The sequence below is a fragment of the Falsibacillus albus genome, assembly GCF_003668575.1.
Taxonomy (GTDB): domain Bacteria; phylum Bacillota; class Bacilli; order Bacillales; family DSM-25281; genus Falsibacillus; species Falsibacillus albus.
In genome coordinates this window covers 108046-131557 of record NZ_RCVZ01000009.1, presented here as the reverse complement: position 1 = coordinate 131557, position 23512 = coordinate 108046, and the positions used below count along the sequence as shown (strand labels likewise).

The window sequence follows — 23512 nt, the reverse complement described above, 5'->3', positions numbered from 1 at the left end:
ACAACTAATGAATTTTTTGAGAAATCTGCCATATCAAAAAAGGAGGGATAGCGCCTTAAGCGTCCCTCCTATTTCTTCCCTGCATCTAATTGACCTTACAAATAAAACCCATGTTGATAGTCCAGCATCTTCAGTCTATTCGGCATTCCATGACCGCTGGCTTCTTCTGCCGCCTCTGCTTCGGCTTTGGTCCGATGAACCGTGCCGAATGGATGGTTAGGCGGGGCGTAGATGGAATAGAGCTTCAGCGGCACATTCCCTGTATTCGTCACGTTATGCCATGTCCCGGCTGGGATCATGATGGCGGAATCGTCCATTACATTTCGTTGAAACGTTAAATAATCTTTGCTCTTCCCCATTTGCACAAGCCCTTGTCCCTGTTCGATGCGCAGGAATTGGTCGACATGAGGATGGATTTCCAAACCAATATCCTCCCCGACGCCAATGCTCATCAACGTGACTTGCAAATGCTCGCCTGTCCAAAGTGCGGTGCGATACGTATTGTTTTGCTTCGTTGCTCCATTGATATTCACGACATAAGGATTTGGTCCATAATCCCTCAATACCACCCGTTGATCAGCGGGTTGAAAATAGCCTGCTTGTTCTATTTGATAAGGATATGGCCAATACGCCTGCCTGTCATCATAATAAATTGGTGCATACATATATGGACTTGGATATCCATATGGAACGTAGTACATGTTTTGTCAATCCCTTCACAGTTTATAAAATTATGGTATGCACATGTGATGGGAAGGTACTTATGAATGATGGTCTAAGAAATAATCACAAAAGGAGTCTGACTTTCAGTCTCCTTATCTGCAATTTGCAAAATAACCCATAATGGTTTGGAATATTATGCTAAAATATACATTAACTATATCGATGACATTGGGGAAGGAGGTAAAGGGTGAAACAATTAACTTACATCATTAGTGCGTTTATTTTAGGATTATCGCTCGTCATATCTGCTTTTATTTTCAGGGATGCTTTTGCCCATTCAACAGACAGTGCTGCAAGTGACAGCATGACCGGCTCATCAAAAGCAGCCCCTGAATTGATGGATGAAAAGCAGCTTTCCAAATATCTGAATGTGAGTGAGAAAACCATCGAAACCATTATCAGAGTAGACGATATCAATAAAGCGGCAATTAGCAGTCAAGGTGCTTATGATAAATACCAATTCATTCCCTACTTAAAAATCGATAATCACGTCCGCTTTTTAAAGTCTGAGATTGATAAATGGCTGCAATACAGAAGTGACGCTCCATAAAGCTCAGCTCATAAATAAAGACCGGCTAATTGGATTAGCCGGTCTTGTTATTTCATCAATATCATTTCACCTACATGACAATCATCCATTTAATAATAAAATAATCACGGATGTCAATGAGAAACACGTTCCTATTAAATAAAGAATGAAAACCGCTTGTTTTTGGGTGAAGCCTGCATCCAGCAATTTATGGTGGCCGTGTGTCCGATCTGCTGCGTAAGGGGCTTTCCCTTTCATCATGCGCTGAATCACGACTCGAATCCCATCCAGAATCGGGACGCCTAAAGCGAGTATAGGAACGAAAATCGATAAAATCGTAATTTTCTTCATTGTACCGATTATAGCAATGGAAGCTAACAGGAAACCGATCAGACCAGAACCTGAATCTCCCATGATGATCCGCGCTGGAAAGAAATTGTGTTTTAAGAACCCCAATGAAGACCCAGTCAAGGCAATGGCACAGAAAGCTGCATTCATTTGGCCTTGAACCAAAGCGACAGATACGAGGGTAATCGATGAAATCGCTGCGATGCCAGCTGCAAGGCCATCGATTCCATCCAGAAAATTAAACACATTGATGACCCCGACAATCCAAATGACTGTCAACACAACGGAAATGGAATGTGGAAAAATGATATAGTGATACTCCGGATATGGGATGCCAATTCCCCTTACCGCCCCACCAAAGTGAACGACTAAATAGGCAGCCGCAATTTGGATGATGAATCTGGGGAATGCCGGGAAATCCTTGCTCCGTGTTTTAAAATAGTCGTCGATCAAGCCAATCGCAAAGACCATGATCGCACCGGCTACAATTCCCACATTGACCTTGTCCAAAGGATAGCCAAGCCATTTTACAACGAGCAGAGAAACAATCAATCCGAAGAAGATCGCTGCTCCTCCCAGCATTGGAAGCGGGTCTTTATGGACTTTACGGTGATTGGGCATATCAACGAAATGGAAACGAATCGCTAAATTCCTAAGAAAAGGCACGGTCATCCAAGTGACGAAAAATGCTAAGAGTCCAATGAATAATTCAATCACAAGCAGTTCCTCTTTCCTTCATTTTCTAAATTCAGATATATTATAAACGATAGTTTACCCGCAACCAACCATTTTATGTAAAATATTCAATAGATTTGTAGAAAGCGCTCGAATACTTCTTCGTAAAAAAATCCCGAAGCCATTCAGCCTCGGGATTTTAAACGTTCCATCTTATTTCTGATGATTATTTCGCATTCTCATCCGGCTGATGAATGCCGAAGATGTTGCCTTCGGTGTCCATGTAATAGCCTTGCCATGCCATTCCTGGCAGAGCATATTTCGGCATAGCCACTGTGCCGCCGTTTTGCAGGATCTTTTCTTCTGTTAGGTCGTAGTCTTCTACACCCATCGTACAAGCATATCCATTCATCGCTTGGCCTGGCTGTGGCGGAGGACTTTGACGCTGCATGAGCGCACCGTTGATCCCGGGCTCCTTCTCATCGCCTGTCACTGCCCCGAAATAAGGCATTCCCGCGTACTCGCTCCAGTCTTGAAATGACCAGTTGAATACTTCTCCATAAAACTTCTTGGCACGATCCATATCGTCCACGTGAATTTCGAAATGCACTAGTCTACCCATGATCTTCCTCCCCTATTCGTTCGCTACTAATTCCTTCCATCTTACATCTTTATATTAAACTATCTGGATCTGCTTGTTCAATAGATTTCATCAGTGCCTTCTTTTGAAAAAAGGGATTTTCATGATGGCAGCCGAATAAAGTTTTATATAAAGAATCAGGGGGAGTGGTACTATGCAGAAGGTTGTGGAAAGACTCAATCACTGGATCAACGTCTTACCTGATGTGTTCAGCACGATGTCTGAAAGAGAAATTTCAACCAGGCCCTCGCCAACAAAATGGTCTAAAAAAGAAATCGTGGGACACCTCTGCGACTCTGCTGTAAACAATATGGCACGATTCATCAACATTCAATATGCAGAACAAGTATATGCAATTCAAACGTATGATCAGGAACAATGGGTGGCGATTCAGCATTATCATGATCGGCCGCTCGAGGAAATCTTCACCCTTTTTCAATCATTAAATAAACAAATTGCAGCAATCATTGAAAATGTCCCAACAGAAAAGCTATCCAACCTTTGCGACATTGGGAATAACGAACAGCGGACACTTGAATGGCTCATACGTGATTACCTGGACCATATGGAGCACCATATCCGCAATCAAATTTTGATTTGAGGAATTAAATTGGAACGCATAAAGATTAGACCCATCACCATAAACGATTTTGAAAAGGTCTTAACCTGGAGTAAGGATGACGTTTTCTGTTCAGCCAATGGATGGGAGAAAAATAGAAATCCCGAAGAATTATATAAATGGTGGCTCCGTTGTGTTAATAATAAGGCAAAGGATTTCATCCGAATGGGAATTGCGCTAAATGAGAGCTTGATTGGATATGCAGACTTAGCCTGTATGAATGATCATACGGCTGAATTAGGCATTGCAATTGGTGAGAGCGGCCTGTGGGGAAAAGGGATTGGCTGTGATGCTGCTCGGTGTATGATGGAATATGGCACAAAAAAATTTGGCATTACAACATTTATGGCAGAAACAAACAAAGCCAATGTCCGCTCAAGAAAAATGCTCGAGAAGCTGGGGTTTCATGAAATAAGCAGAATTGGCAGTGAAGAATACATAGGTATGAACCGTCAGCTTATACAATATCAACTTAACTAATATCGCATCAGGATACGAGGACAAACATTATCATTCTTTTCTAGGAGGATTCCATGAAACCACGAATTTCTGTACTAACGTTAGGCGTAGTTGATTTGGAAAGATCATTGGACTTTTATCAAAATGGACTTGGATTGGAAACCGAAGGCATCATCGGCCAGGAGTTCGAGCATGGGGCAGTTGCCTTTTTCGACCTGCAGTCGGGGCTGAAACTCGCCCTCTGGAAACAGAAGGATATCGCACATGAAGCCAAGGTGAACCAGAGTGCGCCAAACCCAACTGAATTCACAATCGGCCACAATGTGGGAAGCAAAGAAGAAGTGGACACGGTGATGGCGCAAGCTGAAAAAGCGGGTGCGGTCATCACCGATCCCGCGAGCGATGCTTTTTGGGGCGGCTATTCCGGACACTTTCAGGACCCGGATGGCCACTTGTGGGAAGTGGTCTGGAATCCGGATTGGGACCTGCCAGAATAGATTGCAAGATGCTCACTCGCTGAGGTTGGCGAAGAGCTTCATTAGCTTTAATAGCGACCGTTTTGGAAGTGCCTCTTCCGAAATGGGCGCTATTAGTCTTCTTTTGACCCCGATTCACAAGTGGTGCTTTCCAAACGGGCGCTATTCATCCTCTTATACTCCCGTTTCTCACGCTCCTTCTGACAAACTGGCGCTATTCTCCCTTTTTTACCTCTCCAATGAACAGTGCTCTTCAAAAACCAATGCCCTCCCCCACTTTTTTATGCTAAAATAATCAGGAACTAATACACTCTGAGAGGTTTATTCATATGAAAAAAAAACACAACAAGACTTTTGATTTAATTTTGACTGCCATGCTCATTGCACTCGTGTTCGTGGCAACCATCTTTTTGAATATCCGATTACCGATTGCAGCCAATGGCGGCTTGGTCCATCTTGGAACGGCAATGGCGTTTATCGCTTCGTTCTTATTCGGTCCACGAAAAGGCGCCATCGCCGGAGCGGTTGGTATGGGGTTATTCGACCTGGTGTCGGGCTGGACATTATGGGCGCCGTTCACTGTTGTAGCTCGTGGGCTGCAGGGCTACATCGCCGGAAAGATCGCCTGGTCCAATGGACGCAATGGCAATAGCGCCGCTTTCAACCTGCTTGGTGCCATCGTTTCTGCCCCAGTGATGCTCGCTGTCTACTATATTTGTGAAGGAATCCTCTATGGCAGCTGGATCGGACCTGTTGCCTCCATTCCTGGAAACATCGTTCAAAATGTGGTCGGCATCATCATCGCCATCCCTATTAGCGCAGCGCTGAAAAAGATGCGTTATTTTAAATAATTTTCATGAATGGCTCAACATGGGAACAAGCTCCGAGTGCTAGTCTCTGAGCTTGTTTTTTTGTGTATCCTTTTATTTGAAAGGTTGTTTTCGTAAAGAATATTGCTATTTATCAAAGCTTGTGCAAGGTTGATTTCCGCAGAAGGACGCTCGCTTTCCGAGGGGCGGGCGGTGAGCGAAGTCTTGCACGGCAATCAACTGCGTGGTCATAACTGATTCTAAATAAACGGTTTAGGCTCATATTTTCGCCTTTAAACTAGATTGATTGAGTGGCCCCAACCTCGCTTCATTTAACAATTTTAGTCTCGGCTGCAGCATGTTGATAAACCCCAGCCTTCGATGGTAGAACATTGAATATAAACAGCGCAATGGAGACTAACAGCATGATAGATGATCCCGAGACGACAACAAATCTAATGGATATGAGCTCAGAAGCGATACCAAAAATGGCAGTGGCCACGATAACGAGAGAGGCTTCAACAAGTCCATAGATGCTTCCGATTCTGCCCATGACATCCACAGGGATATTATTTTGGTAAAACGTATAAAAACCGGTATTGGCAAAAGCCGCAGCAAAGGACAAAACAAAGCATCCGATCGAAGCGATAAGGTATGTGTTGGAAGATGTCAGCACCATATATCCTGCTGCAGTAATCAATGATCCCATTCCAATAAGCCAAGAAGTAGGTATTTTTTCGACAATCATGGTATTGATTAATGATCCTGTCAAAACGCCAGCACCCGCTATACTGACTAATACCCCATATTCGCCTTCAGATAAAGAAAGCACCTTTGTGGCAAATGCTGCTTCCAAAGAATCCGTCGAGGTCATCATGACGTTCATGGCGCTAAATAGAAAATAGATCATCATCGTGTACGAATATTTACGGCTAAACCTGATAACCAGCTTCCAATCATCTTTTATAATCGATAATCTTCCATCAGATGTTCCAAGGCGTGCAGTGCCTTCAACATTAGGCATCCAGATGGTGATGAATGCTGATAACAATAATGCGATGGCATTAATATAAATAGCCATGTCAGGCGTCCCGATTGTAAACATCATTCCTGCTATTGCTGGACCGGTCAAGAAAGCTCCCGAATCAAGCAAGCTGCGTAAAGAGTTAAATCTCTTTCTCTTCCCCTCTGGTATTAATTTTGTCATGTACGTCATGGAGGTTGGATGATACATGGAACTGGCTGCTGTGATGAAAAAGACCATACAATATATAAAAGCCAGGGATGAAAGCAATGGAAGCAGCAAAATCAGCACGGTTTGAAAGATATTAAGTGCGATCATGAGGTGTTTCTTATTCATCCGGTCGATCAGGCTCCCGGCCCAAAAATTAGTAAAGACGGTGGACAAAGCCCTGATGATATATAATCCAGAGACAGCAATCGCTGACCCTGTTAGGTTAAGAACGATAAGATTTAATGCGATAAAATAAACCCAGCTTCCGACACTTGAAATCCCGATGCTCATTAGTAAAATCGATGGATACCGCCAAGTTTCTGCTATTGTTTTCAAACTCAATGAGATTCCCCCCTAATTTATCCGGCCTGCTAAATTTTCTACAAAAGGCTGTTTTCGTAATCTTTTCTCAGTTATTACGCAATTTTAAAGTTAATAATTTTATAGAGAATCCATTTTAGTTGCTACAGCAACAAACAAAATAAAAAAATCCCACCCCCAAGACTTAGTCTTAGGGACGAGATTTTCTCGCGGTGCCACCCCAGTTCGTTCATACATCGCCATATGAACCTCTTCAGGTACGGCATTGCAGCATGCTTATACCCTAGCTCAATAACGGGAGCTCCCGTCACATCATCCCAACTGTTCCGATGTGCCGCTCAGAGGCTTGCTTCAACGAAACCTTCTTACTCCTTTCCAGCTTCCGGAGCTCTCTGTAAAGAAGGTGTTCATCTACTCTTCTCTTCATCGCTTTGATTCCCGAAATTTTATCATTAATAACTTATTTTGTAAATAATAAGATTCCATTCTAGACTTATAGCCTCCTATTCAAAATATTAATAACGAAATTAATTTATTAAATATTTATATATATTTTTATAAACTATTTTAAATTTATATTTAAAAATAGAAATTTATGGTGTATGATATTGGTAAATAAAAGAAAGGAGAACAGCATGTCGTATCCTTTACTCACGAATTGTCCTGTTTGCAGCAACTCGCTTAAAATTACGAAGTTGCAGTGCAACCATTGCCAGACAACGGTAGAAAATGAATTTGAAGTTTCCAAACTGGCCTCTCTCGGTCAGGGACAGCTGCATTTTATTGAGGTTTTTCTAAAATGCCGCGGAAATATTAAAGAGGTCGAAAAGGAGCTCGGAATTTCCTATCCGACGGTCAGAGGGAAATTAGATGAAATTATCTCTTCTCTCGGTTATTCCACCCAGAAGAAACTGGAAGTGGATAAGAAGAAAATTGTATCATTATTGGAAAAAGGCGAAATTACGGCAGAGAAAGCCATCCAATTATTAAAAGAGGGGGAAGAATGATGCGGGAGGAAATTTCAAGAGTCTTAACGCTGGTAGAGGAAGGGAAGATCGATAAGGAAAAAGCAAGTGAATTAATCAATATCTTGAAAGATAAGGATCAGCCGGAGCTCGTCACAGTCAAAAAAGATGTTCCCTATGGAAAGAAGATGTTAAAGATTCGGGTGATTTCCGAGGAAGGCGATAACGTCAATGTGAATTTACCGATCAATCTGGTCAAGGCTGTTTTAAAAGTAGGGACCAATATCGCTGAAAAAATACCTGAAGCAGAAAAGTATGTAAAAGATATCAATGTTGACCTGCTCATTGAAGCCATCGAAAACGAATTGGACGGACAGATTGTGGACATTACCTCGGCCAATGGTGATAAAGTTTTTGTGGTGATTGAGTAGGCTATGTTAAGGGTGAAACTGAAGGTCAATGATAAACGATTCTCCATTCCTGTTCCTTATGCGGTTTTAAATTTGGCCAGTTTGATGATTACATCGAAAAGGATCAATCGCTTGATCAATCAGGCAATGAAGAAGGACGGCAGTAAATTCACTTTCCCAGAGATTGATAGAAAAGATTTGAAGCCGCTGCTCCATGGATTGTCTAAGCACCGGGGAATTACCTTAGTTGAAACGAAATTGAAGGATGGAACCGAGGTAGTAGTGAAGCTTTGAATAAAACCTCTAAATCACATGAAAAAGCCTAATTTCTTCGCATTAAACTGAGAAATCAGGCTTTTATTATTGAAATTTCATCTTCCATTGAGAGCGTCAGGGAAATGGCTATTTTCAACTTATCCCCTCCTACAGCATGCTCTTTAAAAATTCTATTTTTGCTAGATCTTTATGATTATTTTTATCTGCTCGATAACTATCCTTAGAGGAAGACTCGTAGACTCGTAAATATTGTTCAGGATTTAGCAGATAATACTTTACGTCCCCATTTTGATGTATTTCTAAATCTTCTAATTGTATTCCGGCGAAGTCCGGCAGAGTGTCAACATTTCCAATCTCGACTGATAGCCCATCTTTATAAAACTCATGTTCATGCAAATCAATCAGGCTGTAATCCATCGAATTCATGACATTGATGATATCTACCCAATTATGAATAGACACTTCCGGAGGTACTTCCCACCCTCTTTTATCGCCAGGCACATGAATATCTAAGTCTTGTGAATTCCAACTCTTCCCGGTAACGACTTCTAATCCGACAGATCCCATTAACAAGGGAACCATGCCAATATCATTTAGGTTTTTTGCAATTTTAATAAACTCAGCAAATTTGTGATTATTCATTTTGTCCCCCCCATACATATACTACAATTGAAATCTATCTTTAATCATCTTTGCCGTTTCTTCCGCACTCAAGTCGGCATTGTTTATCCTGATATAGTTTGAATGGTTAATTTCACCTTCTGAAGAATTCAATCTGTATTTCTTCATAGAGTTTTTCAATTCACCTTCAGACCATTCAATATCCCTTTTGGATGGTTTATGTTCAAGTCGATTAGGACTTTTATTCCGCTCAACTCTTTCCTCTATGTCTGCCTCAAGCTCGACTAAGTAAACAGTTCCTCCACGTGATTCGAACAACTGAACGACATGATTCACATAATCCCAGTCTTCTTGCATATTAAATGCCCAGACGTAAGTAAAGATCATTCCATACATAGTACTCTTTGAGACTTCTTCGAATATCTCCTGACGGAACAGCCTGACTAATCTCTTTCCTTCTTTGGTGCCGTAATCAAAGAAATGACTAACTAAATCAATCGTCATATGATTATGGAAAAGTTTCAAATCTGTCATTTTAGCCAATTCTTGTCCTACAGTCATTTTCCCAACCGCTTGCGGTCCGAATACAAGAACAAAATTCATACTCTCTCTCCTTAGCTTTTAGAAAGGCTCTTTCCGTGAACTTATTTGCTATTCATTAAAGATTGCGCAAGTTTGATTTCCGCTGCAGGATGCTCGCTTTCCGAGGGCCTCACACGAAGTGAGGTCGTTCGATGTTGGCACACGATGTGCCGAACTTAATCGAACATCCTCTTCTATTTCTCCTCACTTCGTTGCGGGGTCTCACCCTGCCCGCTGATCCCTCCGGAGTCTCGCACCTTCCGCTTCAATCAACACCTTATAATGAATTTTCATCATAAAAACTATTAACAACAACAATTTTCGAGAAAACATCCTTTAGTCATTAATCGAGCGTCCGCACTCGGTGCTGATTCTAAATCTGAATTACTTATTATTCTATAACCCGAACCACTCAAACTTGCCGAATGGATAATAGCGGACATCCAACTTGCCGACAACGTCACTTTGCTTTATGAATCCAAATCGTCTGCTGTCTACGCTATTTCTCCTGTTGTCGCCCATCACCCACAATTCTCCTGCGGGGACTTTTGTTTTCCCTGTATCTTGTTCCAATGTGAAATCATACGTTAAATTACCGCTTTCTAATTCTTTTTTCTCCGGGTCTAAATAGGGTTCAGTTACTTTCTTTCCATTTCGATAAAGCTCATCGTTTTTATAGACGATGGTGTCTCCAGGGAGGCCGATGACCCGTTTAATATAATCATCTGTTGGAGTCGCATGGAAAACAATGATATCTCCATGTTTAATGTCGGATAGCTTGTAGCCGATTTTATTCACCATTAATCGGTCCTCGTTCTTTAACGTCGGGTACATGGAGCTTCCATCGACGACGTAATTGGCAACGAGAAATGTCTTTGCGATAAAGACCACAAGAATGGCTAGCACAACGGCTTTCAACCAACTGATTAATTCTTCTTTTAACTTGCTTCGTTCCATTTTTATGACCTCGCTGTTTATTTAGTTTTATATATGTAAGCTTTCATCTATTAAAGGCAGCACTTAAAAATAATTCCATTTTTTTCTATTATTACTATAACATAAGCAGCATTTAGGGATAAATGGAAAATGAAAAGATACTCCATTTGGATCATAAGGGGTCTTAGTTTTTTGTCATAACCCATTTACAGAAGCTCTACTAAGCTATAAATCTTTTTTTCCGCAACAAAAAAATCAGGCATGCAACCTTTACGATTTCATACCCGATTTCTAATTTATTTCAACTACTTAGCTATTAATTTCTTTCCAGCAAAGCAGCGCCTGCGATGCCTGGATGTGTCATTTCGTATGGATCCAGGATCAAATTCAGTTCTTCTTCCGACAGAACATCATATTTCAAGCACAAATCGCGAATCGGTGAACCGCTTAAGATGGCTTCTCTCGCAATTCGGGAAGCTACTTCATAGCCGATATGAGGATTGACGGCCGTGATGATGCCGACACTTTTCTCCACATATTCCTTCAGCCTGTCTTCGTTCGCTTTAATTCCTTTTACACAATGCTCGGTAAAAGTCGTAAAAGCGTTGTTCATGATGCTGATGGATTGCAAAAGATTAAAGATCAAGACAGGTTCCATGACGTTCAATTCAAGCTGTCCTGCTTCTGATGCGAGTGAGATCGTCTGGTCATTTCCGATGACTTGGAATGACACTTGGTTAATCAATTCAGGCAGAACAGGGTTTACTTTCCCCGGCATGATGGAAGATCCCGGCTGTCTGGCTGGCAGGGTGATTTCCCCTAAGCCCGCTCTCGGACCGGACGCCATTAACCGCAGGTCGTTCGCGATCTTGGACATATTGATCATACAGATTTTCAATGAGCTGGAGACTTCCGTATAGGCATCCGTATTCTGCGTGGCATCGACGAGATGTTCCGCACCTTCAAAAGGAAGCCCGCTGATTTCAGCCAGATATGGAACGACTAATTCGATATAACGAGGATACGCATTCAATCCCGTCCCCACAGCGGTTGCGCCCATGTTCAGTTCATATAGGTGCTGCCTGGATTGCTTGATTCGCTTAATGTCCCTAGCAATCACACGGCTGTAAGCTTCAAATTCCTGCCCAAGCCTGATCGGCACGGCATCCTGCAAATGGGTGCGTCCCATTTTAATGACATGGCTGAATTCGTTCGCTTTTTCTTGAAACACTTCATGCATGTGCTCCATCGTCGCGATTAATTTTTCTGATAGATTGATGACCGCGATATGCATGGCAGTCGGGAAAGAATCATTCGTCGATTGCGACATATTTACGTGGCTGTTCGGGCTGACAAAGTTATATTGTCCTTTTTCCTTGCCCATGATTTCAAGTGCACGATTGGCCAAAACCTCATTTACGTTCATGTTGATCGATGTGCCGGCTCCACCTTGAATCGGATCGACAATGATTTGGTCGTGCCATTTTCCTTCTATCATTTCATCCGCCGCCTGGACAATGGCGTCTCCAATTCCGGAGTAAAGGCTCTTAACTTCCATATTCGCCATTGCAGCTGCTTTCTTCACCATTGCCATAGCTTTGATCAATTCTGAATCTATGCGGTATCCAGTGATCGGGAAGTTTTCAACCGCACGAAGGGTTTGAACTCCGTAATAGGCATCCGAAGGGACTTCCTTGGACCCTAAAAAATCCTTTTCGACTCGAAATTGGTTTGGTGTAAGTAACATATCTGTTATTCTCCTTTATTTAAAAAGAATCTGATGCTTGTTCATTTTTGAAGGTTTTTTTCGTGAAATATTTGCTGGTATTGCGTACGGTTGATTTCCGCGGAAGGATGCTCGCTTTCCGAGGGGCCTCACACGAAGTGAGGTCGTTCGATGTTGGCACAGGACGTGCCGAAGTTAATCGAACATCCGCCTTACCTTTCCTCGCTGCGCTGCGGGGTCTCACCTGTCCCGCTATTTCCCGCTGGAGTCTCGCACCTTCCGCTCCAATCAACAATAAAAATATAAATCTATTAAAATCAGCAAATTTTTGAAATAACCTATTAAAAAACGGATGGAGATTATAGTAGATCAACTTCAAAATACAGTCTGAATATGGGTTCGAAAATCCATCCGTATACACTATAATCCTGCTAGAGGGAATTATCAATGGTTATTCGATACTTTTTGGAGAAAAAGGGACAGTTTTTGTCCCGAGTATCAGTTACAATCCCAATCATTTGTCCCCCCACCTCCGATAAGCTATAATGAATCGGAACTTTTACGATAGTTATTCAAATGATAATGAGGTGGGAACTACGTGTTTATATGGAAGAAATACAAGAATTCTTCGTTCATCTTGAAGATGACGATTGGGTTCGTGCTTGGGATCGCCGTTGGGGTGATGTTTGGGCATGGGGCTGAGGTGTTGAAGCCTCTTGGGACCTTGTTGATCAAGCTGCTGAATTTAATAGCAACTCCGGTGGTGTTCTTGACGGTGGTGCTGGCGGTGAATCAGATGAATCCGAAGCAGCTAGGGAGAACGGGCGGCAAGCTGATCCTTTATTACGGGACGACGACGGCTGCCGCGGTGTTGATCGGGCTTGGCCTTGCACTCTGGATCAATCCTGGGGAGTCGCTTTCGCTGCCGAATGCAGCAGTGGGCAAGCCTGAAAGTCCATCGTTCTCCAACATTATATTGAGCATTGTGCCGGATAATATCGTCACGGCTTTTTCTGCCGGGAATTTAATGGCGATCTTGTTTCTGGCAATCGTCATCGGATTTACGATTTCTGGTATGCGTTTTTCATCGGAAGAAAAGATGCAGAAATACGGTGGTTTGCTTCATGACTTCTTTGATGCGGCCAACGAACTGTTCTTCCGCATCCTTCAGGGCATCCTGCTGTATGCACCGATTGGGATCTTTGCGATTGCGGCAGCATCTTTCGGAACGCAGGGATGGGATACGTTTAAATCTTTATTCAAATTTACATCCGTATTTTATCTCGGCATCGTGATCCTTTGGGTGGTTGTATACAGCGGTAGCCTTAAGCTGTTTAATATCTCGGTCAGGAAGTTCTTCGCCAATACGAAAGAAGCGTATACGACGGCATTCTTTACGTCCAGCAGTATTGCGACGCTTCCGGTTGCCATTGATGGTGCGAAAAAAGCAGGCATTTCGGAGAAAATCGTCAACTTCAGCCTGCCGCTTGGCGCTGTGTTCAACTCGGATGGCGGGGCATTGCGGATGGGAGCCTCCATCGTTTTCGCTGCCAATGTGTCCGGTGCCCACTTTTCACCATTGGATTTCGTGACGATCATCCTGGTCGGGACGCTCCTATCCATCGGAACAGCTGGCATTCCGGCAGCAGGACTCGTCACGTTGTCTGCCGTATTGACGATGTTCAACCTTCCGCTCGAAATCGTCGCGCTCATTGCAGGGGTCGACGCCATCATCGGCATGGCAGGAACAGCTTCCAATGTCATCGGCGACGTTGTAGGAGCAGCTGTCGTCGATCAATCCGAGAAAAATCGGGAAAGAAAAGAAGCGTTAAGGGAAGAGAAATTGGTATAACCAACAAAAGGGCATTCCGAGAGTTTTGGATGCCCCTTTTATTCCCCAATATTTAGCCCATCTTCTCCGCCAACTCAATCATTACCCCTTCAGGTCCGCGCACGTAGCATAATTTATAGAGGTTTTTGTAGTTTATTATCTCTCCAAAAAGTTCTGCGCCTTTCTTTTCTAATTTGGCAACAACGGCTTCAATGTCTTCTACAGTGAATGCTATATGCTGGCTGCCCAGCGTATTTGCAAATGTTGGCTGTATCTCTTTTTCATCTAACGGAGTATGAAACTTCACCAGTTCCAAAGTTGCCTCGCCGCACGGCATCCCTAACATGACAATCGTCTCTCTAACGTCATCAAGCCCAATTATCCGCTCCACCCACTCCCCTTGTACTTCTGCTTCCCCCAGCACTTCGAGTCCAAGCTCAAGAAAAAAATCTTTAGCTGCCGAAAGATCTTTTACGATGATTCCCACATGATCTATCCTTTTGATCTTCATATCCGACATCTCCTATGTTCTTATTTTTCTAGCCTTCCGACTGAAGTTCGATACGCATGACGACTCTTCTTTTTGTTGGTCTGGTAACTTCACGGAAACCCGCTGCAATGAACGCGTTGTAAGCACCGACATGAAGTTCACCCCATGGAATATCTTTTTCGGGTACCGTGATCATTGGATATCCCTCAATGGCTAGGGCACCTTTTTTCCTGGCAAATTCCACGGCAGCCCGCGTTAAAGCGTAGGTGATGCCGCGCCGACGAAAGCCCTTGCGAACAATGAAGCACGTGATGGACCAAACGCTAGTGTCGTTCTTGTTTTCATCCCGCCCTGGCCATACAACCGGGCTGTTCATGAGCTTTTTGAATGCGATTCTCGGTTCCACCGCACACCAGCCGACTGGATCATGATCAAGATAAGCGACAAGTCCGCTGGTAAAGTTGGATTCCGGATTTTCGCAATCCGTCTGGATCCGCAGCTGGAAGGCACGTTCATCATCATCTGTTAGTTTCCACTGTGAGTTCGGGATTTTAAACCGCTGACAATAGCATTTTGCCCCATGACACCTGGCAGGTCCGAGAACCGCTTCCAAGTCCTCCCACGAAGCTTCGTTGGCTGGTACGATTGAAATTCGGTCGTTTGTGGTTGGCATAGCCAGGCTTTCATTATTCAACACCTCTTTTTTATACATATATCGATGCTCCTCATTTGGATTTTTGAACACGCATCGCCCGTCCCACATAAAAGAACAACTTCACTATTTTTAATTATTTCTCTACTCTTTTAAACAATCCTGCCATTTAACTTAATACCAATCATTTTAATAACTTAATAATTTTATTCAGCAAAAAAGCGCGATAAAAATTTACAGCGCCTCCGGAAAAATCAAATCTTATTTTTATACATGATAGTCCTTAGGCTGAATGGAATAGAGGAAATTAATGAGTTTTCTAGAACTGATTATAGATAATAATGAGGAAAAGGAGTAAAGAATAGTGCGTGATCAAATAATCCCAGCATTCATTGCTTTTCTAGTTGTTGCGGCTTTATCTCCACTTTTAATTGCTGTTTTGAGAAAACTTAGGCTCATTCAACCGATCAGAAAAGAACTTCCGTCCGATCATCAGTTAAAAAAAGGCACTCCGTTAATGTTTGGACTTATTCTTTTTGTAGGAATTATCGTATCTAATCTTTACTCACCTACACCAATCATGTATTTCTTGTCTGTTACCTATATTCTTTTTAGTTTTGTTGGATTTTTGGATGATTTTTGGAAAGCTTCTCGTCAAGATCCAGGAGGGGTATCGGGGAAAACCAAACTTTTATTTCAATTTATTTTTACCAGTACTTTGCTTTATTTTGTGATCAACAATATCGGCGTGGATACCAGCATTAATATTTATAAACATATTTCGTTGAATCTTCCAATGGTGGTATATGTCATTGTCATCACGTTATTTGTCGTAGGTTCTGCAAATGCCATCAATTTCACGGATGGTTTAGACGGTCTTTTAGGCGTGGTTGCAATCCCTACATACTTTTTCTTTTTTGTGGTTTCAGACAGACCAGAGGTGCAGCTTTTTTGCTTGATTATGATGGGATGTTTACTCGGATTTCTCATTTATAATATATATCCTGCCAAAGCTTTTATGGGGGATACTGGTTCATTAGCTATCGGGGGATCGCTTTCATTTCTTGCTGTCATTGAAAAAGTTGAAATTTTAATTCCCATTTTGTTCTTTATCTATTTTGCTGAACAACTTTCGGTTATTTTACAAGTCGCGTCATTTAAACTTACTCATAAGCGTATTTTTAGAATGACTCCCATCCATTATCACTTTGGCTTAAAATATGGGTGGTCCGAAACTACAATTGTCGCGGTGTTTGGATTTATTTCTTGGTTTTGTGTTATTATCTGTTTGGCTTATTGGAAATTGTTTCTTACTCCTTAAAAAGTGACGAGGCTATGCATTATGGCGGGGCAGAGGGATTTGTTCCGTCCCACGCATTATTAAATCCAGCTTTTGGGTTCATATATCGATGCTCCTCATTTACATTTTCAACAGTCAATCAATGGTATCAAGAGGTAAAGGAGCGATAAACCTCTCCTATGATTCCTTCCAATTGATGAACGCCTGAATCTGTATTCGTCATGATCACCAAACCACTCCCCATATAAGGAGCAGCAGCCATCATACATTGGTAGCCGACTCCCCACCCAAGGGATGAAATTTCAATTCCTTTTTCTGCACCATCTAAAAATACGCCAAGCCCCGTCCACTCTTTACAACCTTGAGAGTGAATCATCTCTGATGCCTTCAGCTGAGAAAGTCCAATTTCACTTTCACCTTTTAATGAATTCATTAATTCGATTACCAATCTCGCTAGATCTGCAGGGGTTGTCCATAGTCCAGATGCCGCTGGATAAGGATAAACAGTATATTTTCCATCAACTAAATGGCCAGCTTTGTTATGCCCGCAGGAAAAGGTCTCGTTTAATTCTGTAGTTTTCGCGAAAAAGCTATTGTCCATTTTTAACGGATTAAAGATTTGTTCGGTTGCTACATCTTCAAAAGACTTTCCGGTTACATCTTCAATCAGTATTTGTATAATACAAAATCCAGCATCGGAATAGTGAAAATCACTTTCAGGCTCAAAAGTCACCTTAATTGGCGCTTTACAATATGGTGTCTTCCCTTCAAGTAACTCAACCATTGAAGGAATTCCTTCTCTAGGATTGAGCTCAGAAATACTATCATCTGGATCGATAATTCCTGATTGATGACTCAGTAAATGACGCAAAGTCACTTTTTTACTAGTAATAAGTTCAAAATCAGGAACTTTCCAAGATTTCAGCTTACTGTTTACATCCTCATCTAAATCAAGCACTCCCTTTTCTGTTAACACCATAACGATCATCGCTGTTAAGAACTTGCTTATTGAACAGGCATTGAAGATGGAATCTGTTTTTACAGCATTCGTGGTTCCTGTTTCATTCAAACCATATTGATCAACCACGCTAACTTCTCCATTTTCAATCAAAGCAAGGCTTAAACCCATCACATGATAATGCTTCATTCTTTCTTTCATGTTAATATCATCGAATCCCAATTCACTCACCCCATAAAAACTACTCTATAAACCCTTTTTCAATGCTTGGACATTTTTCGCTATATAATCTTTTATCACCAATAGTTCATCTTTTTCAAAACCATTAGCATCTTTTTCCGTTCCATAACAATCGATTACTTTTTTAATTGTATCCCCCATCTCTTTCGGGAGTGTTAATAATCCCCATTCCCCAGCTTCCTGCTTAGATGAAATGACTCCCTCTTTTAAATACCAAAACACTCTAATCAAATTTAGCGTGCAATAAGTTGGATCTTCTTCAATATTCTCTATACACTCTTGAAAATCTCCAATTATTGAGGCTGTATAGTCTCCACATGGAATTAAAGGGAACACTTGGTCAATAGGTTTGCCTTCTACACATATTCCTCTATTTTTGGTTATAGTTACATGAGCTGCTAAATCTGGATCAGTGTTAATACTGTCGTTTAAAAAATTGTCTGTTCCCTTTAACAAATCATTTTCATACCTCCCTCTCCAAACCTCACTATAATGAAAATCAAAGGGACAAGGATGAAGCCAGTTTTTTAATTGATCTTTGTTGATAAAGCTTATTTCTATTGGAAATGGAGAATTAGAATACATTAATAAGAGCTTCGCTAATTTCCTTTTCGCATCAACTTTTATTGATTTTGGAGTGACGACTAAAACATCAATATCGCTTTTCTTCGGGTTAAATCCTCCCATAGCCAAAGAACCATGAATATAAAAACCAATAATATCTTCGTTAAGTATTTTCATAATTTCATTTTTTAGATTAAATATAATAGCTCTAACCTTAGAAGGGCACGTTTCCCATTTATAAACCATTTAGTGCCTCCTTTTTTATTCACCTTTAATTGAATGGCGCAATACAAATATCATAATAAATAATAAAGTTTAGGAAATATTCAAACCTAAGAGCTTTTTGATTTGATATGATATATAACTCATTCAATTAAAGCCCCGATAGTGAAAATAAAATGATTAAATAACAACATCTTTAACATTATCCCATCCATATATGAGAAGCTCTAATTCAACACTAGCAATTTTTATTTTTTCTGTTTTTAGTAATTTTGCACCGTAAAATTCATAGAAAAAACGTGCTTTATTATCTTTTAATACTTCCACAAAAACCTTATTGTAGTTCAATTCTTGGAATTGAAGAAATAGTTGTTTCATTAGCTCTTTTCCAATTCCTATTCCTTGATATTCTTCAAGGATATATATAGATGTTAAATCACCAGAGTCTTCTACCTCATTATTTTCTCTCTTTCCACAATCCGCAAATCCAACAATATCTCCATTATTATTTTCTGCTACAAATACATAATTACCATCTTTAGAAATATTTTTATTCCATAAATCTGTTCTTTGTTCGTATGATATCTTCATTAAAAACTCATCTGACATTATGTTTTTATAAGTCGTTCTCCAACTATCAACGTGAACTTTCGCAATTCCTGGAGCATCTTCATTTCCCGCTCTTCTAACATCCATAAGAACACACCTTTGTGAATGATTAACAACAAAAACCACTTACAGCTAACCTACGGCGTTTGTTTAATAAGTAAGTTCCACAAAAATATTAAACATTAATCCCATCAAACTTACTCTCCCCAATCCTTTTCCATTATGATGAAATTATAGTTTTCACCTCTTATATTATTTTGAAAGTCTCCCTTTCTTTTAAAGCCTGCCTTTTCATAAAGTTTTATTGCCCGCTTATTAAAGTGAGCCACTGCCAGTTCTAAGTGGTCATAGCCTAGAAGTTCTCTCCCTTGGTCAATGATTGCTTGTATAAACGTTAAACCGTTCCCTTCTCCAGTCAAAGAAGGTTTCATTTGAACACCAACCGCTAAAATCTCTTCAGGAGCTTCCCCTACATTAAAGAACTCACAATTCCCTATTAATTGACCTTGATCATCGATGACTGAATAGAACTGATCATTATCTATGCTTTGAAGGAATCCATTAATCTTTTCTTCTTGAATATTATTATCGTAAAAAGAATATATGCCGTCATACGTCCAAGTAATGAATTCATGGACATCTTCTTTTGTTCTTTTTCTAATTTTATAATTCATGAATCTTCATCCCCCTTTGAACTTTTGTTCCAATAACATTTATTTTTCATGACCTGGACACGTCCCCTGTCCCCTCGACTAATAGTGTCATCTCAATTTCCCCCACAAAACTATAGAGCATATTGATCCTACAAGATAATCTCTCATCTCACCGCCAACATATTACCAATTATTTCAAATCACTTTGTTTATATCAAGAAATTTATTCCAATAAAGAAAAAGCTGAAGATCCATTATCCGATCTTCAGCAATTCCCCGTTGATTTAAAAGCTATACCAACTGCTTCTCGAAACAATAGCATTCGTGCACTCGCTTGAATGAACGCTTAATCATCCCTATATCCTCACCGATATAATGAGCAAATGTTTGAACAGGGTATAACTTAGGAATTTCAGTTTTGATTACTCCCTTTAATTCTTCTCCACCATCAATGAATACTTGAAGATACGATTCTACTTTTTTAAAATGGTTATGCTCGTACCATCGATTCACCCATTCATCGTCCCTCGTCCATGCTTCAATACGGTTCAATCCAATGTTTTTAGAAATTCTTTCAGCTTCTAAGAGTAATTTTCCTCCTATCCCTCTTCGGCGGAAATCCGGATGGACCGCTATATGCCACATCATTCCACCCATTCCTTTTCCCCTTGAACAAACTGTACGTTCCTGCGTTTCATACTCAATATCCAATAAACCTACAATTTGATTATCGATCACGGCTACTAACTCAATCGATGGATAATCGTATGTTTCTTTTTCCTTTAATACGTTATCAAAGTAAGCTGTATCTAAAAATGAAAGTACTCTACAGCGAACCCATCCTTCTTCGTCTTCTGATCTATATCTTCTAATCTCCATATAGCATTTCTCTCCTTATATTCGTAATAGATTGTGCTTTTATCAGGATGGAAAATAAAACATAAATAAAGACCTCCGTTTCATACGAAGGCCTTGTTTGTTTTAATAATAGCTATTATTTCTTACGTGTTTAATGAGGGGAAAGAAACCATCGTATCAATTTGCTTTATTTTTTTTATTGTTTTCATCACAATCCCCTCCTTCGTTTCCTTATACTTCCTGACAAGATAATAATACAATTAATTCCAAGAATATAAAAGAGAAATTTTTCTTATCTAACTAAATGTACGTTATACTGCTAAAACGTAGCGTTAGCAGTTTTTTCACCGTTACTCAAAGTATATTTTCTTCAAAACAATTATTCTCTAAATGTATCAGCCACGATATTACTAAATTCTTTTAAGTAATAAAGATAATTGTCCCCGCCGTAGTTATAGCGCTTGTTATACATTTTTGCCACGACCAAATTGTATTGGGGAATAACTAATAGAGTTGGCCCTGTTATTCCTAATATTTGATAAGAACCTTTTGGGACCCTATCCCCGATCTCGCTGTACTTGGCAGGAGCCCCCTGTACATACCAGAACATTCCATTTTGAGGGAGGTTATGATTCCGGTAAGAGGGACTATGAATTTGAGTCGCAATTTTGATAACTTCTTCTGGAATGATCTGTTTGCCATTCCCAAAGCCTTTATTTAAATGTAGATTTCCCCATTGCGCAAACTCTGAGGCCGTAGTATACAGGTTGGATTGTGTCCCATCACTGGAACTCCCCAACTTATAATGCCCCTCTTCATCTGGATTAATAATTTCTTTTACCAGTGCTTCATCCTCCGTGGTTTGCCAACCAGTATTCTGTAAACCTAAAGGGATAAATACTCTCTCGTTTAATAGTTCCGGAAAGCTTTTATTAAAAAGTTTATTTACCAGCTCCGTCATCATTAACACATTAATCCCTCTATAAGCCCACCCATGCCCTGGGGCAAATTCTCTAAAAATAGTACCATCGTCTTTTTCGTGTAACCCGTGGGAATGAGTGACTAGATGCCGTAATGTGGTCTTCCCAAGGAGCTGTTCATCCATTTCCTCTAAATATTCAGTTGCGAAGTCATCAAGGCTTTTTATTTTCCCTTCATAAAGAGCATATGCCACTGCTAAACCGAGATAGCTTTTTCTTGCAGATGCTACATTGAATCGAGAAGATGTGCTGATGGGAAGTGCACCAGCAGAATTAGAATGATAACCACAATAATGTTCTAAAATCACTTCGTTATTTTTTAGTATATATAACGAAGAAGCACTACTCTTATTTTTTTCTCTTATATCCTCTACCCAGTTTATGATATTTTTAAGATTCTCCACTTTAGGTTCTCCTTTTTCAATTGGCCTGCCTTTAACTAATTACCAATTTTATTTATGAAACATCGACACGGAGGATCAGGTTCCTCGTCCCTTTCCTTTTGGCTTCATTACCGGGACATGGAACTGTCCCCTTGGGCATTGAAGATCGAATCACTCCTGCAAAGCGGTTTCATCAAGGCCGATTAAGGTGCCTATTTCCTCTCCAGAACATAGTCTTTCCATTGCGCCTGCTTGATTAAAATTAAAGATATGGACAGGCAATTCAAAATCCCTGGCAAGCAATAGGGCTGATTGGTCCATAACCTTTATATTATTTCGAACTACATCATGATAGTTTAAGTGACGATACATTTTGGCGTCTTCATCGACATTCGGATCAGAAGTAAATACACCGTCCACACCCTGTTTCGCAACAAATAGTGCTTCGCAATTCATTTCGACAGCCCGCTGTACACTTGGATAATCGGTCGTCACAAACGGTTGACCATTGCCTCCACCAAAAATAACGATGTAACCTTTCTCTAAATGGTGCATCGCCCTTAAGCGAATATACGGTTCTGCTACAGACGGTGCGGGCACGGATGTCATCACCCGCACTTCTTTTTTGGTCTTCGCTTTCAGCACTCCCCTCAGCATCAGGCTGTTTATAATCGTGCCTAGAGTGCCAATATTATCAGCCTCGACCCTGTCGATCCCCCATTGGCTTGCTAGATTCCCTCTGAAGATATTGCCGCCTCCGACCACAATAGAAACTTCCACACCGATTTTGACCAGGGATATGATCTCATTGGTTATGTGTTCTAAATTGTCCACTCCGAAGCTTTCGCCGTTTTCATCTGCTAATGCCCCACCGCTTAGTTTAATTAAAACTCTTTTATACCTGGTCATAGGATCCTCCTCAAAATAAAAGAGCCAAAGTATATTGAACTTTGACTCCTAATATTAAAATTCATATAGTAAAAAGAATGAATGGGGTTAATCGGCAAACGCGAATCTTTAAAGTTCATCCCTTCCACCCCTCTTTTTCAGAATAGTTAAAACTTTAATTATTTTACAATATTGGAAACTATTATTCAAGCAGCTATCAATCCGTGAGGGGCGGATGCAGGTGCCTCGCTCGAATAACATTCACTAGCTCAATTTGGTTTCAATGCCGCGACACGGGAACTGTCTCCTCGTCCCCCTGGGGCTGGCAAGTCTTTTTTATTGCAAAGTTATGTACAAAATCATTTCAAACCTCTGTACTTTTATTTTGCACTGAACAAATGCTGACTTTGAAAATGAAGGTGCGCTTTATTCTAATGTGAAAATATAAATAACATTAGTAATAGTCTGCTTTTGATGAAAAAATTTTAGAAAGGGAAGGGGAAATGGGACATTTTACAGTAGGGCTACGTCTATA

At 40.7% G+C, this 23512-nt stretch carries 27 protein-coding genes and 1 other annotated feature; of the genes, 10 read left to right on the top strand and 17 right to left on the bottom strand.

Features of this window, described 5'->3' with window-relative positions; all coding sequences use genetic code 11:
• Window positions 1-95: 95 nt before the first annotated feature.
• A complete protein-coding gene (locus D9X91_RS13740; RefSeq protein ID WP_121681208.1) occupies window positions 96-701 on the bottom strand; it encodes a cupin domain-containing protein in 606 nt (201 codons plus the stop codon).
• Window positions 702-910: 209 nt separating this feature from the next.
• On the opposite strand from D9X91_RS13740, the gene D9X91_RS13735 reads away from it, so the two are divergent.
• Window positions 911-1273 (top strand): helix-turn-helix domain-containing protein, encoded by a 363-nt coding sequence (locus D9X91_RS13735; RefSeq protein ID WP_121681207.1) that lies wholly within the window; start codon window positions 911-913, stop codon window positions 1271-1273.
• Window positions 1274-1354: 81 nt separating this feature from the next.
• Here D9X91_RS13735 and D9X91_RS13730 read toward each other — a convergent pair whose 3' ends face one another.
• Both D9X91_RS13730 and D9X91_RS13725 read right to left on the bottom strand, forming a co-directional pair.
• Window positions 1355-2317 (bottom strand): MraY family glycosyltransferase, encoded by a 963-nt coding sequence (locus tag D9X91_RS13730; RefSeq protein WP_121681206.1) that lies wholly within the window; start codon window positions 2315-2317, stop codon window positions 1355-1357.
• Window positions 2318-2501: 184 nt separating this feature from the next.
• Complete coding sequence (locus tag D9X91_RS13725; RefSeq protein WP_121681205.1) at window positions 2502-2897, bottom strand: VOC family protein; 396 nt, start codon at window positions 2895-2897, stop codon at window positions 2502-2504.
• Window positions 2898-3069: 172 nt separating this feature from the next.
• Between D9X91_RS13725 and D9X91_RS13720 the strand changes: the two genes are divergently transcribed.
• From D9X91_RS13720 to D9X91_RS13705, 4 genes are all read left to right on the top strand, one after another.
• Window positions 3070-3516 carry a DinB family protein gene (locus tag D9X91_RS13720; protein ID WP_121681204.1) on the top strand — a complete coding sequence of 149 codons (447 nt, stop codon included), beginning with the start codon at window positions 3070-3072 and terminating at the stop codon, window positions 3514-3516.
• A gap of 9 nt (window positions 3517-3525) precedes the next feature.
• A complete protein-coding gene (locus tag D9X91_RS13715) occupies window positions 3526-4014 on the top strand; it encodes a GNAT family N-acetyltransferase (protein WP_233569794.1) in 489 nt (162 codons plus the stop codon).
• 53 nt (window positions 4015-4067) lie between these two features.
• On the top strand, window positions 4068-4490 hold the full coding sequence (locus D9X91_RS13710) for a VOC family protein (RefSeq protein WP_121681202.1): 423 nt from the start codon (window positions 4068-4070) through the stop codon (window positions 4488-4490).
• Between the two features lie 308 nt (window positions 4491-4798).
• Window positions 4799-5320: an ECF transporter S component gene (locus D9X91_RS13705; protein ID WP_121681201.1), complete on the top strand. Its 522-nt coding sequence runs from the start codon at window positions 4799-4801 to the stop codon at window positions 5318-5320.
• Window positions 5321-5606: 286 nt separating this feature from the next.
• Here D9X91_RS13705 and D9X91_RS13700 read toward each other — a convergent pair whose 3' ends face one another.
• Window positions 5607-6848 carry an MFS transporter gene (locus D9X91_RS13700; protein WP_121681280.1) on the bottom strand — a complete coding sequence of 414 codons (1242 nt, stop codon included), beginning with the start codon at window positions 6846-6848 and terminating at the stop codon, window positions 5607-5609.
• 174 nt (window positions 6849-7022) lie between these two features.
• Window positions 7023-7269 (bottom strand) — a binding site (T-box leader).
• Between the two features lie 199 nt (window positions 7270-7468).
• On the opposite strand from D9X91_RS13700, the gene D9X91_RS13695 reads away from it, so the two are divergent.
• From D9X91_RS13695 to D9X91_RS13685, 3 genes are read left to right on the top strand one after another with little or no spacing between them, the layout of a single operon-like run.
• Window positions 7469-7840 carry a DUF2089 domain-containing protein gene (locus D9X91_RS13695; RefSeq protein ID WP_121681200.1) on the top strand — a complete coding sequence of 124 codons (372 nt, stop codon included), beginning with the start codon at window positions 7469-7471 and terminating at the stop codon, window positions 7838-7840.
• Window positions 7840-8229 carry an SHOCT-like domain-containing protein gene (locus tag D9X91_RS13690; protein ID WP_121681199.1) on the top strand — a complete coding sequence of 130 codons (390 nt, stop codon included), beginning with the start codon at window positions 7840-7842 and terminating at the stop codon, window positions 8227-8229. The genes D9X91_RS13695 and D9X91_RS13690 overlap by 1 nt, the downstream gene beginning before the upstream one ends.
• 3 nt (window positions 8230-8232) lie before the next feature.
• Entirely contained in the window at window positions 8233-8502 is a 270-nt protein-coding gene (locus tag D9X91_RS13685) for a hypothetical protein (protein WP_121681198.1), read from the top strand.
• Window positions 8503-8631: 129 nt separating this feature from the next.
• Here D9X91_RS13685 and D9X91_RS13680 read toward each other — a convergent pair whose 3' ends face one another.
• From D9X91_RS13680 to aspA, 4 genes are all read right to left on the bottom strand, one after another.
• On the bottom strand, window positions 8632-9126 hold the full coding sequence (locus D9X91_RS13680; RefSeq protein ID WP_121681197.1) for a phosphoribosylanthranilate isomerase: 495 nt from the start codon (window positions 9124-9126) through the stop codon (window positions 8632-8634).
• A 21-nt stretch (window positions 9127-9147) separates the two neighbouring features.
• Window positions 9148-9708, bottom strand: a complete 561-nt coding sequence (locus D9X91_RS13675; RefSeq protein ID WP_121681196.1) for an AAA family ATPase — start codon at window positions 9706-9708, stop codon at window positions 9148-9150.
• Window positions 9709-10083: 375 nt separating this feature from the next.
• Window positions 10084-10644 carry a signal peptidase I gene (gene lepB / locus D9X91_RS13670; protein WP_121681195.1) on the bottom strand — a complete coding sequence of 187 codons (561 nt, stop codon included), beginning with the start codon at window positions 10642-10644 and terminating at the stop codon, window positions 10084-10086.
• A 295-nt stretch (window positions 10645-10939) separates the two neighbouring features.
• The gene (gene aspA, locus D9X91_RS13665) at window positions 10940-12370 is read right to left on the bottom strand and encodes an aspartate ammonia-lyase (RefSeq protein ID WP_121681194.1); all 1431 of its coding nucleotides are present in this window, start codon (window positions 12368-12370) and stop codon (window positions 10940-10942) included.
• A gap of 577 nt (window positions 12371-12947) precedes the next feature.
• Between aspA and D9X91_RS13655 the strand changes: the two genes are divergently transcribed.
• On the top strand, window positions 12948-14201 hold the full coding sequence (locus tag D9X91_RS13655; RefSeq protein ID WP_121681192.1) for a dicarboxylate/amino acid:cation symporter: 1254 nt from the start codon (window positions 12948-12950) through the stop codon (window positions 14199-14201).
• Window positions 14202-14253: 52 nt separating this feature from the next.
• Here the strand turns inward: D9X91_RS13655 and D9X91_RS13650 are convergent, their stop codons facing one another.
• Both D9X91_RS13650 and D9X91_RS13645 read right to left on the bottom strand, forming a co-directional pair.
• Window positions 14254-14691 carry a VOC family protein gene (locus D9X91_RS13650; protein WP_121681191.1) on the bottom strand — a complete coding sequence of 146 codons (438 nt, stop codon included), beginning with the start codon at window positions 14689-14691 and terminating at the stop codon, window positions 14254-14256.
• Between the two features lie 28 nt (window positions 14692-14719).
• Window positions 14720-15415, bottom strand: a complete 696-nt coding sequence (locus D9X91_RS13645) for a GNAT family N-acetyltransferase (protein WP_199738112.1) — start codon at window positions 15413-15415, stop codon at window positions 14720-14722.
• 271 nt (window positions 15416-15686) lie between these two features.
• On the opposite strand from D9X91_RS13645, the gene mraY reads away from it, so the two are divergent.
• Window positions 15687-16643: a phospho-N-acetylmuramoyl-pentapeptide-transferase gene (mraY, locus tag D9X91_RS13640; protein ID WP_121681190.1), complete on the top strand. Its 957-nt coding sequence runs from the start codon at window positions 15687-15689 to the stop codon at window positions 16641-16643.
• Between the two features lie 127 nt (window positions 16644-16770).
• Here the strand turns inward: mraY and D9X91_RS13635 are convergent, their stop codons facing one another.
• From D9X91_RS13635 to pyrH, 7 genes are all read right to left on the bottom strand, one after another.
• On the bottom strand, window positions 16771-17802 hold the full coding sequence (locus D9X91_RS13635) for a serine hydrolase domain-containing protein (RefSeq protein WP_233569793.1): 1032 nt from the start codon (window positions 17800-17802) through the stop codon (window positions 16771-16773).
• 24 nt (window positions 17803-17826) lie between these two features.
• Complete coding sequence (locus tag D9X91_RS13630; RefSeq protein ID WP_121681189.1) at window positions 17827-18630, bottom strand: nucleotidyltransferase domain-containing protein; 804 nt, start codon at window positions 18628-18630, stop codon at window positions 17827-17829.
• 156 nt (window positions 18631-18786) lie between these two features.
• Entirely contained in the window at window positions 18787-19302 is a 516-nt protein-coding gene (locus D9X91_RS13625; protein ID WP_121681188.1) for a GNAT family N-acetyltransferase, read from the bottom strand.
• A 110-nt stretch (window positions 19303-19412) separates the two neighbouring features.
• Entirely contained in the window at window positions 19413-19889 is a 477-nt protein-coding gene (locus D9X91_RS13620) for a GNAT family N-acetyltransferase (protein ID WP_121681187.1), read from the bottom strand.
• Window positions 19890-20159: 270 nt separating this feature from the next.
• Window positions 20160-20747, bottom strand: coding sequence for a GNAT family N-acetyltransferase (locus D9X91_RS13615; RefSeq protein WP_121681186.1), 588 nt, complete (start codon window positions 20745-20747; stop codon window positions 20160-20162).
• Window positions 20748-21105: 358 nt separating this feature from the next.
• Window positions 21106-22110, bottom strand: coding sequence for a serine hydrolase domain-containing protein (locus D9X91_RS13610; protein ID WP_121681185.1), 1005 nt, complete (start codon window positions 22108-22110; stop codon window positions 21106-21108).
• Between the two features lie 150 nt (window positions 22111-22260).
• Window positions 22261-22998: a UMP kinase gene (pyrH, locus tag D9X91_RS13605; RefSeq protein ID WP_121681184.1), complete on the bottom strand. Its 738-nt coding sequence runs from the start codon at window positions 22996-22998 to the stop codon at window positions 22261-22263.
• Window positions 22999-23512: the final 514 nt, after the last annotated feature.